Genomic DNA, 13,404 nt, shown 5'->3' on the forward strand with positions numbered 1-13,404 from the left:
AACACATTAGCACATTAGTACATTAACCAATGGGTCCCGCGATAACCCGTTTGGATTCATCCATAATTTCACGCATCGTTTCTTCGGAATAACTTCCGGCATTGATGGGTTTATGGATAATCATAGTAGCCCTTCCCGGCCGGAGGTCAACAGTTCCGGTGGGAAGAATGTTTTTCGTGCCCAAAATAGTGATAGGTAGCAGGGGTAAATCAAGATCGAGAGCCAGCTTAAAAGCGCCTTTTTTAAAGGTACCGGGAACGCCGGTCTTACTGCGGGTCCCTTCGGGAAAGATCACCACCGAAGTGCCGTTTACAAGCTTTTTCTTGGCATTGTTAAGGGATTCCAGGGCAACCCTGCTGTTGGACCGGTCAAGAAAGATATGACCTACCTTTTTGCTACCGAAACCAATTCCCGGGATTTTGGCCAGTTCTTTTTTCATGACCCATTTTATATCAAGTCCAAGCCAACCATATACCACAAAAATATCATACAAGCTCTGGTGATTGGAAATAATGACATAAGACTGGTTCTTGACAATATTTTCCCTTCCCTTTACCCTAACGAACATTGGAGTGAAGAATCCATTCACCCTCGACCATACTACTCCGCCAAAATAGCTTCCGACTCTCTGGTTAATCAGGGTGGATACTATAACTGCGATTATTCCGAAAATAACAGTATTAATCAACAGGAACGGGATGAAAAATAGCCACTTGTACGGCTGATAAAGAATGTATAATAACTTATTATTCACCTTTTTGCTTTTCGGGCAAAATTAAACTTTCCGATCTTTTTTTTAAACTCCGATATAATTAATTTATTAATTAGTTATACCTTTGGCAATAATATTTTTAATTTAATGCTATGAAAGAAGGTAAAGTAAAATTTTTTAATGAAAACAAAGGTTTTGGATTTATTAAAGATGCAGAATCAGGAAATGAATATTTCGTTCATGTTTCTGGCCTGATTGACAAAATCAAAGAAGATGACGCTGTTTCATTTGAATTGCAGCAAGGCAAAAAAGGATTGAATGCAGTCAATGTTAAACGAATATAATTTTCGAGTACTAAGAAGAAAATTTCTAATCCTTAACCCTTCCTCCCGGAAGGGTTTTTTTGTTCGAATACTTTGCTATATTTAAGCAACAGAAATTGTTCTTACAAAAAATTTCACAGATGGCAGATATAAGACCGGAATGGCTTGTAATCGTAAATCCCAATGCAGGTCATGAGAAAGGGAAAAAAGACTGGCAGATCATTTCCGACCTTTTGGAAAAATATAAAATCAAATTTACCTGTTATTTTACTGCTGCCCGGCATCATGCCATCGAACTCACAAAAAACGGAATAGCTGACAGCTACAGGAAAATTATCGCTGTAGGCGGCGATGGAACCATGAATGAAGTTGTGAATGGAATCTTTAGCCAGAGTATCTGTGATCCAGCCGGAATTTTGCTTGGCATGATAACGGTAGGCACGGGAAACGACTGGGGAAAAATGTTCGGCATTCCTCTCGATTATGAAGGTGCAGTCAGAATAATAAGTGAAGGCAAAGAAAGAAGACAGGACACGGGAATTGTTTATTATTACCACGGCACAAGGAGAGAAGCCAGGTATTTTATAAATATTGCCGGATTGGGATTTGATGCAGTCGTGGTGAAACGAACAAATCTACAAAAAGATAAAGGCCACAAAGGGAAAGCACTTTATTTCTACAACCTCATAAGAAACCTGCTCTTTTATCGCCATACAACCACTTCAATAGAAATCGACGGTAAAATTTTCCGCGATGATATTTTTACTATTAGTATAGGAATAGGCCGCTTCTCAGGCGGTGGTATGATGCAAACTCCGAATGCCATTCCGGATGACGGTCTGTTTGACATAACTGTAATTAAAAAAATCAGGAAAGGGGATGTCATCATAAGTCTTAAAATGCTTTATGACGGAACCATTCTCGATCATCCCAGGATTGAAGGTTTTACCGGAAAAGACATCCTTATTGATTCTGATCCTCTGATTCATCTTGAAGTTGATGGTGAATCACTCGGACACTCGCCAATTGAATTTAAAATTCTTCCCAAAAGCATTAACATCATTTACGGTCATTTCCCCGAATAATACCGTATTCAGTTGTTTTGTATATTAATAATCAAGGCCAATCACAATACTTAAATGATTGGTAACCTATATTTTATTTTAATTTCATAAAGTAAAGAATTAAGAATTGATCCGGTTTTAAAAGCATTTGCTCTTATTATTAACATTTGCATATTATATAATATTATAAACCAGTTATTTATCGCAAATTAAAAAACATTTACTTCAATATTTTATGTAGTCAGGAATTCACTATTTGTAACCTCATAAAAGGAATTATACAAACAATTTCCTTAATATTACAAATGTAAACATGTAAATTTACATATGTCAACTGAAATTAAATTACATTTGTAATATGAAAGACAGGATTCAACAATTTCTAAATCAAACGGGTTATACGGCAACAAAGCTTGCAGATGAGCTCAAGATACAGCGATCCGGAATATCGCATATATTGAGCGGGAGAAATCAGCCTTCATATGACTTCATGGTACGTTTACTTAATCGCTTTCCCGATGTCAGTGCTGACTGGCTTCTGACAGGAAAGGGTAATATGTACAAAAACAAAACAGAAAACAAGGATATTGATTTATTTCAACCTTCCTTAACTTCAATAAAGACTGAAGAAAAGAAACAGGAACCTAAACTCGCTACTGAAAGCAGTATAGTTACAAATGTAAACATTCAAAAAGTCATCGTCTTGAAATCGGATGGCACATTTGAAATCTATAAATCTTCTGACAACGATTAATTTTTATTATCTTTGTCGAAAATCCCATGTATAAAGGATTCATAAGACCTCTTCTGTTCCTTATTGACCCTGAAAAGGTTCACCATCTTGTGGTTTTTTTCGTCAGACTTTTATCAGGAGTTCCCGGGCTTAATAATCTTATTAAAAAGGCGCTGTTTATTAAGCATAAATCGCTTAAAACCACTGTTGCCGGCCTTCATTTTAATAATAAGGTAGGATTAGCCGCTGGTTTTGATAAAAATGCTGAATTTTTCGATGAATTTGCTGCTTTTGGTTTCTCTTTCATAGAGATCGGAACAGTTACTCCGTTACCTCAACCAGGTAACCCGAAGCCAAGGCTTTTCAGGTTACCTGAAGATAAAGCCCTGATCAATCGCATGGGCTTTAATAACAAAGGAGCCGATTATGCAGCAGCCAAATTAAGGAAACGAAGGACCAATATCATAATTGGGGGAAACATAGGCAAAAACACCGCTACGCCTAATGAAAAGGCGCCTCAGGACTATCTTACAGTTTTCAAAACCTTATATGATCAGGTTGATTATTTTACTGTAAATGTCAGCTGTCCCAATATCAAAGACCTTGATAAATTACAGGACTCAGATTCCCTTGCTGATATACTTGGCCCCCTGGTTAAATTTCGGTCCGAACAGGCCATCCGCAGGCCGGTGTTTCTTAAAATATCGCCGGATATCTCCTTCAGACAACTGGATGAAACTCTTGAAGTATATTCCCGGATGGGTCTGGATGGCATAATAGCCACGAATACTACAACCGACAGGAAATGCCTCAGTTATGATGCCGATTTCATTGTTAAAACCGGAGCCGGAGGATTAAGCGGTCTGCCCCTTAAACAAAGAGCCCTGGATATTGTACGTTACATATGTAAACAATCAGAAGGCCGTATTCCGGTGATTGGTGTCGGAGGTATTATGACCGCGGAAGATGCTGTAGACATGATTAAAGCGGGAGCTGTGCTTGTCCAGGTTTACACCGGATTTATCTATGAAGGACCGCTCATCGTTAAACGGTGCAATCAAGCTATTGCTGAATATCTTTCTTCGAGAATCGAACAACCTGAGGTGCACTATGTATCGTAAAATTATTCTCATTTTTTCCTGTTTATTTCTCATTGGGCTTATCATGGCGCAGGAAAAGAACCTTGTCCTGAATCCCGGGTTTGAGAAATATGAAATATGTCCCCAGGATTACACTCCTGAAAACCATTCGCATAAACTTATACCCGGGTGGTCTTATCCGACGGTTGCTACTCCTGACTACTTTAATCGTTGCAGTCCCCGCAATGTAAGCGTTCCTAAAAATTTCGCAGGTGAAAGCCAGCCTCATGGAGGTGATGGTTACGTAGGTGCAATTTTAAGCGGGACCGAAGAAAGCTACAGGGAATACATACAGGGCACTCTGTCAGTTCCGATGATAAAAGGCAACCAATACTGCGTGCGATTCTTTTACAAACTTGCGTCATATTCCCGATTTGCAGTTGATCAGATGAGCCTGTATTTCAGTGACATCGAAATCAAGAACGAAATCAACGTCAATCTTTCCTATGCACCCCAAATTACCAATAAAGTAGGGCTGTTCCTTGATAATATCGGTGAATGGGAACAATTCTGCACCGTATACACTGCGACCGGCAATGAAAGATTTTTTATTATCGGGAATTTTAAGAATTACGATAATACAAATTATGTTGTAACTGATAAAAACGTTGTGAATCTGAGGAATAAAGCTTATGCCTATTATTATTTCGATGACGTAAGTATTTCACCATTAGAAAATTGTCTGGATTGCCCTTGTGTTATGCATGACTTTGAAAGCCGGGTTATTGAAACCCGTTATACAGGAGGTCTCGATCCGATGACAGGCAAGGTAAATAAAATAGTCAACGATGGTCGTATCCGAATCGGGTTGTTAGGTGGAGTTCAGCCTTATTCTGTTAGCTGGAATAACAGGATGACAGGAACCGAGATAAAGAATCTCCCGGCAGGTAAATACATCTATGTGGCAAGAGACCGCAATAACTGCCTTTCATCCGACACGGTTGTTTTTACCGAGCCGGTAATTGTAAAGGATGATTTTGTTGAAGGATTGAAGGCTATTGAAGAGGGATCTTCAATTGTGCTTGAAAATATATTTTTCGATTTCAATAAAACCGAATTGCTTCCTGCTTCTTATCCTGAACTTGATAAGGTAGTTCAGTTTATGCTTGAACAGGATATCAAGCAAATTGAGATTTCCGGTAACACCGATAGTGACGGGAGCGACGCGTATAACAAAAAACTCTCTGAAGGAAGGGCAGCGGCTGTTGTTGCCTACCTGGCATCCCGGGGAATTAAGCCTGAAAGAATGGTAGCAGTCGGTTATGGTGAATCAAAACCCATTGACACGAACTCCACTGAAGCCGGAAAGGCACAAAACAGGAGAGTGGAATTTACACTGATCAGAAAATAATCAGGAAATGCGAAGCATTAACTCATTTCTAAGGTTTTCGTTTATTGCAGGGGTATTCATCCTGTTTGTAGGATCTTCAGGCTTATATGGCCAGAATACAAAAAGGGGATTTAAACTCCTCGAAAAAACCGATTATCTTAAAGCCGGGGAAGTATTTCAGGAATCACTTAAGGAGAATACGGATAACCCTGCTGCTTTACTTGGACTTATGCTGGTTTTGGCGGATGATTCCTCAGCTGGTTTTAACCTTGTAAAAGCGTGGGAGAATGCCAGCAAACTCACAGCCAACATCGAAAAACTCACTCCTGATGAACTTGAATACATCGGTGAGTATTTCTATAATACGGAAACCAGGCATATCAGCAGGCCTGTGAAAAAGAAAATCGAATATGCAATTGAAACCGTTGAAGCCAAATTAATCAAATATGTAAGGGAGGAGAATAACCTGGAACTGGTTTATAAAGTGCTTGATCAATTCCCTGATTTCCGGTATTACGATAATGTCATCCATATAAGAAATCAGCTCGAATTCAGAAAATATGAAAAACAGAATACTCTTGAAGGTTACCTTGAATTCATAAAAAAGTTTCCTGAGGCAGCCCAGGTTGAAAAAGCCGTTCGTTACCGTAACCAGATTGCTTTTGACAATGCATGCAAGATCAATACACCCGAAGCATTTGAGAAATATATAACTGACTACCCTGAATCGGAACAAATTAATCCTGCCATTAAGAAACTGCATGCAGTATCATTTGAACAGGCAAAGAAGGAAAACACCATTGCGGCTATGGAAAAGTTTATTAAAGCGTTTCCTGATGCCCTTGAGGTTTCTGATGCCGGGGTGATTTTAAAGCAACTGCTTTACGATTATGCGAAGAAAATAAAGACTCTTGATGCCTATAATGAGTTTATACGCAAGTACCCTGATGGACAGCAGTATATCGATATATTCAACCTCAAATCACTGGATAACGGTACCCGGTTTATAACAGCACATCCGTTGCCGGGAAACCAGATTCTGTGGGCACGCAGTTATGAAGAAGAAGTAAATGATGAACTGAATGCCTGCATTGCCATTGATTCAATGAATAACTATATAGTAGGAGGCACAGTTTTCAGAAGCGATACAGGGTACACCGACGCCTGGATCATAAAGGTCAATCCAGAGGGAAAAATGATATGGAATAAGTACGTCGGAGAAAGCTACAACGATGAAATCAATTACCTTGCCGTAAATAAAGAAAGTGAGATTTATGGTGCGGGCTATACATGGCTTGGACTTGATTCGGCATCCCGGGAATCATGGGTTTTTAAATTGGGGCCGGACGGGAAAAAACTGTGGAGCCGGAAGTTAGGTCATATGCACATCAAACAGTTTACAGTTGCTTCCGACGGAAATCTTTTTCTTGGCGGTTATGTAGTAAATGATTCACTTCAGAAGCTTTATTCAGTGCTTGTTTTGAATCCGATGGGAAAAAGACTATGGGGAAGAACATACACCGGAAGGGGTGAAGTTGTTAGGATTGAACAAATGCCTGATCAGAAGATATTCATATCCGGAACTCACTGGAGCGCAAAGACCGATACACGAGGATACCTGGTATGGGAAAAACAGTTCAATTCAAGGGACAGTGTGGTGGCTTCATGCGTTTTAAATAAGAACGAGATTTGTTATCTGGCGGTCAGAGATTCAAACAAACTTGTGCTTTTCAGAACCGGTACGGATAATAAACCTCTAACTGAAAAAGAACTCGGTTTACCTGAGTTGCAGAATAACATTAACGCGTTCATTCGTTCCGGATCCAATCAGATCGCTATACTCATGACTTACCCCGATCATCAGTCGATTAACTGGATCAGTGTTATAACCGGTGAGATAAAGTATTCCTCAAGATTACCCGAAGGAATTTACTATAATTCAATTATTTCAGATCGAAATAATAATCTTATCATTGAGGCCTGTAATCATGAAATTATTGTGATTAAAAATAAGGGCCTGAATTTCTGATATCAGAATTACATACTTCTTTCTGGCATGGATAATATCGTGTTTGGTATTTACGTTTTCAGAAATACCGGATTTATCCTAACAAAAGCCCTGCTTTTTAAGTATAATTGACTAAACAAACCGTTAATGAAACAACCTGAAGTGCAGGCAAAAGATATCAACCAGGAAAAGGAATTATCTGAAAGTATACGTTACGCCAGTTACATTCAGCAGGCCATTTTTCCGTCATCCGTTCAGCTTGACCGGGTAATCCCCGAACATTTCATTTTATATAAACCAAAGGATATAGTCAGCGGTGATTTTTATTATGTAAACCGGAAAAATGACAGGATTATCGTTGGTGTGGGCGATTGCACCGGCCATGGCGTGCCGGGCGCTCTCATGAGTATTTTAGGTATTACCTTTCTGAATGAAATAGTGATCAGGGGAACGTTTTCAGGGCCCGGTTCCATACTCAACCAGATGCGGGAGCATGTTATGGAAGCATTATGCCAGACAGGCCATGATAATGAAAGAAAGGACGGAATTGACCTTGCCATTTGCATACTTGATCCTGCCAAAAAGACACTCAGTTTTGCAGGCGCATTTAATCCGGTTTATATTGTAAGAGGCACCCAGCTTACTGAAATAGCCGGCGATATGATGCCGGTCGGTGTTGGTGCGGAAGAAGAATTATGTTTTACATCTCATCTTTTTGAACTTCAGCCCGGTGATGCTATTTATCTTTTCACTGACGGTTTTGCTGATCAATTCGGAGGACCTTCAAACAGTAAATTTAAATATAAGCCCTTCCGGGAATTGCTAACCGAAATAAGCCATTTGCCCATGCCTGAACAAAAAGTCAGGTTGGAAACTGCATTTAATGAGTGGAAAGGCAACCTGCAACAACTTGATGACGTATTAGTACTTGGTTTTCGTTACTCTGCACCGCTCTGAACCTGGTTTTGTTTATTCACTAATATATAAAGATGAAAATCAGTTCCTTTCAGATCAAGAATTACCGCTCAATTGTTGATTCTAAAAAATGCTATCTGTCTCCTGATTCCATTACAGCACTAATAGGACAGAATGAATCGGGTAAAACGTCAGTTCTTGAAGCTCTCAGGAGCTTTTATGAAGGTTTTATCACTGATGACGTACTCCGGAGTGATCTTACTTTTCCGGAAATATTTTGTACGTTTCTGCTCGATGATCAAAAAACTCTTGCCGATTATATCGACCTGAAAAGGCTTCCACCTGAATTACACCCGGTTGTTAAGGAAATGAAGGAAGTTAACCTTGTAAGAAGATGGCTGAATGCCCAAAAGAATATAGTATCAATTGATGAGCAAAGAATAGTTGATTATTTTAGAAAACAGGCTATTAATAAGTTAGCCATATCTGAAAAAATAAAAGCTTCAACTAGCGAACTGGAAACTGAAACGAGAGGCCTGGGGCCAGGGAACAACTCTGTCAAAAGGAATGAACCTGACAGTAATGCAGAAATAACTGAAAAGCTGAGAATCAGCAGAAAATATTTGGAAGTGGTGTCGTCCGTTCAAAATTTGAACGATGAGATAAAGATTAATACAGCCCGGTTACAAGAGGCAGAGTACCAGTACAAACTTGCCAGGAACGACAGAGAAGCACGGAATGCCGGCAAAAAGCTTGAGCAGGTTCGCGATAAACAGGACATGCTCAGGAACCAATTGGGTCTTGCTGTCAGAAATGAGTGCATTAATCTTAAAATAGCCGATAAGATTTTGTCCGGCATTCAGCCACAGTTGGCAGAAAAAGAGGCTATTGAGGAATATGAGGTCGAGAAAAGCTATTGGACCCCTGAAGAAATCGGAATGAGCATTTTCAAAAAGCTTCCTGTATTCGAATTCTTTGAAGACTTCAGCAGTCTATTACCTAACAAAATTGACCTGGACGATCTGCTGAACGAAAACATCCATGCTGAAGGTTATAAAGCTGCCAGGAATTTTCTATGCGTGGCCGGTTTAAATGCCGATTTTTTCAGGGAAGAAAACCACAGGATACTAAAACAAAAGATTGAAAACCTGAACACTGAAATTACCGTTGATTTCCAGGATTATTGGAGGCAAAGCGTTGGCAAAAGCGATAAAATAAGAATAAACTTCGAACTGGAACATTACGATAATTCAATGGCCGAAAAGAGCGGGAAACCCTATCTTGAATTCTGGGTTAAGGATAAACAGGAAAGGCTTTATCCAAAACAAAGAAGCAGGGGAGTCAGATGGTTTCTTTCTTTTTATCTTGAATTAAAGGCCATGGCAAAAGAAAACATGGTCGATCGGGTTATGCTGATTGATGAACCCGGTTTAAGTCTTCATGCCAGGGCACAGGAAGATGTACTTAAGGTTTTTGAGGACTTGCGGGAAAACCTGCAGATTATTTATTGCACACATTCACCCAATCTGATCGATTTAAAAAAACTATACCGCATAATTGCTGTTCAGCGGGCAAAGGAAAGCGATGAAAAGAGTGAAACGATTATCCTTGATTCCAGAAGCCTGAATGAAGCTTCATCCGATACGCTTTCACCAATTTATGCTTTAATGGGTACAAGGTTGAATGACAGGCAGTTCATTTTTCCTGAGAACAACTTTGTGGTCGAAGATTCTGTTACCTTTCACTATCTTGAAGCCATGACCAGGTTATATTCCAATTGTGAACCTGTTCATTATATTCCGGCCTCGGCACATGACCAGATCCTTGTTCTGACGAACCTTCTGTTCGGCTGGAAAGTCAACTTCGGAATCATCCTTTCGGATAACCCGGCTAATATAAAGCTTCTGCAGTATATGAAAGAAACTATATTCTGCAATCGTGAAGATGATATTCAGAGAAAATTACTGATCATGCCGGGAGTGAATTCGGTTGAAGATCTCTTTTCAACAATCGATTTTAAAAGATTCATCCTTAAACAGCGGGTGGGGATCACAGTCAGGAATTCCGAATTCATTGAGGTGAATAATATTTCGAGGCTGATTCTTGTAAGTGATTTCCTAACAAAGCTCAAAGAAGAAAAGGTTACATTTAAGGATTTCGATGAAGAAACCCGTGCAAACTTTGAAAAGTTGTTTTTATTGCTTCCTGTTAAACTGAAATCAATTTAAATGTATTATTAACTTTTAATTTCTCTTTGATTTAAAGTATTTTCAAAGGGTTATGAACAATTTTTTTGGCCTGATATGCAAAAAATATTGACGAACGTACCAACTTCTTTGACGAAATTACGTATATTTGATATGAACAACAGCAAATTTTTTGGATTATGGCTACTATACTTCTCGTTTTGATTCCGGCAATTTCATTGTTTGTTTTAGGCTATCTCGTTCTTACTGCTCCTGAATATCATGAGTTTTAAGGTTTAATTTGCTATTCTTTCTGCTGAACGAAAAATAGACTACAAGTCCAATTGTCAGCCAGATAAAGAATCTGAGCCAATTTGTATGTCCTAATTTGGTCATTAAAAACATACAACTCAGAAAACCCAATACCGGTATTAACGAATAGTTCCTCGTATAACTTTTCCAGGCCATAAACAGGCATGACAGGATAAATACTGCCATAGGAATTTTTTCTGCGATGGTATATAGAACGTTTGCTTCCCTGTTGCTGGCAAAATCAACCCAATAATTCCCGTTAAAAATTACATTTACAGCTGTAATACCAATGACCATTAAGGGAACAATATATTTACCATTAATATAAGGGACAGTATACAGGCCTTTTGATTCGGTCTTTTTTCCCTGAAGAACCAGTAATCCTCCACACACAACTATAAAGGCAAATAAAGTTCCGATACTTGTCAGGTCTGTTACCTCAGTCAGATTCATAAAAAGAGCAGGTACCGCAACCACAATACCGGTAACGATTGTTGCAAAGGAAGGAGTTTTATACTTCGGATGAATTTTTGAAAAAGCTTTCGGGAGAAGTCCGTCCCTGCTCATACTCATCCAGATGCGGGGTTGGCCGAGACCAAAAACAAGAATTACGCCAGCCATTGCTATCAGTGCGCTGAATGCGATTATTCCGCCGACCCAGTCCAAACCGATTTTTTTAAATACGAATGCCAACGGGTCGCCCACACCCAGTTCACTGTAATGAACCATGCCTGTAAGAACCAGGGAGATCAGCACATATAAAACAGTGCAGATGGCCAGGGCATAAAAAATCGACCGGGGAAGATCACGGCTTGGATTCCTACATTCCTCGGCTGTTGTTGAAATGGCATCAAAACCTATAAATGCAAAGAAGACAGCGCTTACACCTTTTAAAACTCCTGCAACGCCCTGTGGTGCAAAAGGGCTCCAATTTTCAGGATGAACGTAGAATGAACCCGTTACAATCACTCCGAATATTACAAGCAGTTTAAGGCCCACCATAATATTGTTGACAGTTCTAGATTCCTTGATTCCGATAAATGTAATATAGGTGATCAGGGCTACGATGAATAATGCAGGAATGTCGGCAATAATTTTTATCGGACCTATTGAAGGAGCTGCCAGCCAAGCCTTGTTGGCGTTAAGAACCTGGTCGGAAAAATGTGAAATGTCGGTTGAATGCATGATGAGCCGGTGTGCTCTTGATGCACTGAAATAATCCATAGATAAATAGTCGGGAAAATGCCAACCGAAACCTTTTATAAACTCAGTGAAGTAGTCGGACCATGAAATAGCACAGGCAATGTTTCCGATTGCATATTCGAGTAAGAGATCCCAACCGATGATCCATGCAATAATTTCTCCAAGAGAAAAATAGGCATAGGTATAAGCGCTTCCTGATACAGGAATCTTTGAAGCAAATTCAGCATAACAAAGGGCAGAAAATCCACAGGCGACGGCTGTGAAAATAAACAGGACACTTATTGCAGGGCCGCCGTTGGCTGCAGCATTACCAATTGTGGAGAAAATTCCGGCGCCTACTATGGCTGCAATTCCGAATGCTGTGAGATCCCTGACGCTTAAAGATCTTCTCAGATGTGTTCCGGTAACCTGAATATCTTTTTCCCGAAGTATGTTTTCAAGGGATTTTTTGCGCCATAGGGGTGAATCCATCCTTATCCTTTTATTAAGAATAAAGATAGTATAATGTTTTATTTATAGCCGGAATCTTATCCGTTTTCCGTTTGAAGCAACGTACATACCGGTTGCAGCATACACACCTGCTGTGCCGTCACATTGATTTCTGAATTCCAGAACGGTAGTACCCAGTTCAGGGAAGCCCTGGTCCTCAAGACCTGTAACACGTATCAGTGCCATACCGTCAATAGGATTGGATTGACAATCGGAAGAAATTAAAAGATTTACCATGGCCTCCTGGATGATTTCTACATCATTGCCTTCTATGTTAACAAGCTGTCCTCCGCCGGTAAGGATATAATCATCATCTTCCAGGTCATCAAAGGATCCTTTTGTATTGATATCAATAAAATATGCATTCTGCACAACGGCAACATAAACATCATCAGGAGGGCGAACATCGAGCCTGATTAATTCCGACTGAATTTGAAGAGTGTTCAGGTTTATGCTTAATAGCGCATCAACATCCGGGTTAAGACTGATATCCTGTTTTGCCAATGCAACATGTACCGAGTTGCCTTCACATAGTAATGGTATTGTTTCGATACCTAATATATCCAGAGTGGTGTTTTCTGAATGATAATCTGTATAGATAACCGATAAAACTGCTGTATTTTCATCAGCCCACAAACCCGCAACTGTAACGGCATTCACGTCTGCGGCGAACCTGTAATCATCGGGCGATATCTGAATCAGTGTAGTGCATGGAAAACCCGGATTGCTGCGGGTATAAGTGACATTGTCATTCGCATGTCCCTTGATTACCGAAACGGCAACATCGGCAGCATAAGCGGTCAAAGCAGCTGAATGTATGGTTTCAGTCAGTGCAGCGGTATCCGGATCCCTGAAGTATTCAGTGACCTTGTTGCATGAAAGGGCGGGCAGGAAAAGGAGAAATAGTAAACAGAGACCCTTCATTGGTTAACTTTTATAATGCATTATACTTGAAATGCATTATAAAAGTTACTGTATTTCAGTTAGTCA

At 39.8% G+C, this 13,404-nt stretch carries 11 protein-coding genes; 8 read left to right on the plus strand and 3 right to left on the minus strand.

Going from position 1 to position 13,404, the window contains the following annotated elements; genetic code table 11:
* Window positions 1-22 precede the first annotated feature (22 nt).
* A complete protein-coding gene (locus VK179_02390; GenBank protein ID HLO57562.1) occupies window positions 23-688 on the minus strand; it encodes a lysophospholipid acyltransferase family protein in 666 nt (221 codons plus the stop codon).
* A gap of 176 nt (window positions 689-864) precedes the next feature.
* Between VK179_02390 and VK179_02395 the strand changes: the two genes are divergently transcribed.
* The 8 genes from VK179_02395 to VK179_02430 all read left to right on the plus strand — a co-directional run bounded on the left by VK179_02395 (window position 865) and on the right by VK179_02430 (window position 10,452).
* Window positions 865-1,056: a cold shock domain-containing protein gene (locus tag VK179_02395; protein ID HLO57563.1), complete on the plus strand. Its 192-nt coding sequence runs from the start codon at window positions 865-867 to the stop codon at window positions 1,054-1,056.
* 119 nt (window positions 1,057-1,175) lie between these two features.
* Window positions 1,176-2,120, plus strand: coding sequence for a diacylglycerol kinase family protein (locus tag VK179_02400; GenBank protein HLO57564.1), 945 nt, complete (start codon window positions 1,176-1,178; stop codon window positions 2,118-2,120).
* 337 nt (window positions 2,121-2,457) lie between these two features.
* Entirely contained in the window at window positions 2,458-2,853 is a 396-nt protein-coding gene (locus VK179_02405) for a helix-turn-helix transcriptional regulator (GenBank protein HLO57565.1), read from the plus strand.
* A 26-nt stretch (window positions 2,854-2,879) separates the two neighbouring features.
* Window positions 2,880-3,953 carry a quinone-dependent dihydroorotate dehydrogenase gene (locus VK179_02410; GenBank protein ID HLO57566.1) on the plus strand — a complete coding sequence of 358 codons (1,074 nt, stop codon included), beginning with the start codon at window positions 2,880-2,882 and terminating at the stop codon, window positions 3,951-3,953.
* Window positions 3,943-5,322 carry an OmpA family protein gene (locus tag VK179_02415; GenBank protein ID HLO57567.1) on the plus strand — a complete coding sequence of 460 codons (1,380 nt, stop codon included), beginning with the start codon at window positions 3,943-3,945 and terminating at the stop codon, window positions 5,320-5,322. Before VK179_02410 ends, VK179_02415 begins: the two co-directional genes overlap by 11 nt.
* Before the next feature lie 7 nt (window positions 5,323-5,329).
* Complete coding sequence (locus VK179_02420; GenBank protein ID HLO57568.1) at window positions 5,330-7,330, plus strand: hypothetical protein; 2,001 nt, start codon at window positions 5,330-5,332, stop codon at window positions 7,328-7,330.
* Window positions 7,331-7,456: 126 nt separating this feature from the next.
* Window positions 7,457-8,266, plus strand: a complete 810-nt coding sequence (locus VK179_02425) for a SpoIIE family protein phosphatase (protein HLO57569.1) — start codon at window positions 7,457-7,459, stop codon at window positions 8,264-8,266.
* A 32-nt stretch (window positions 8,267-8,298) separates the two neighbouring features.
* Window positions 8,299-10,452 carry an AAA family ATPase gene (locus VK179_02430; protein ID HLO57570.1) on the plus strand — a complete coding sequence of 718 codons (2,154 nt, stop codon included), beginning with the start codon at window positions 8,299-8,301 and terminating at the stop codon, window positions 10,450-10,452.
* Window positions 10,453-10,674: 222 nt separating this feature from the next.
* On the opposite strand, the gene VK179_02435 is transcribed toward VK179_02430, so the two are convergent.
* Together VK179_02435 and VK179_02440 are read right to left on the minus strand one after the other, a co-directional pair.
* Window positions 10,675-12,396: an amino acid permease gene (locus VK179_02435; GenBank protein HLO57571.1), complete on the minus strand. Its 1,722-nt coding sequence runs from the start codon at window positions 12,394-12,396 to the stop codon at window positions 10,675-10,677.
* A 42-nt stretch (window positions 12,397-12,438) separates the two neighbouring features.
* A complete protein-coding gene (locus VK179_02440) occupies window positions 12,439-13,338 on the minus strand; it encodes a hypothetical protein (GenBank protein HLO57572.1) in 900 nt (299 codons plus the stop codon).
* Window positions 13,339-13,404: the final 66 nt, after the last annotated feature.

The sequence above is a fragment of the Bacteroidales bacterium genome (assembly GCA_035299085.1).
GTDB lineage: Bacteria > Bacteroidota > Bacteroidia > Bacteroidales > UBA10428 > UBA5072.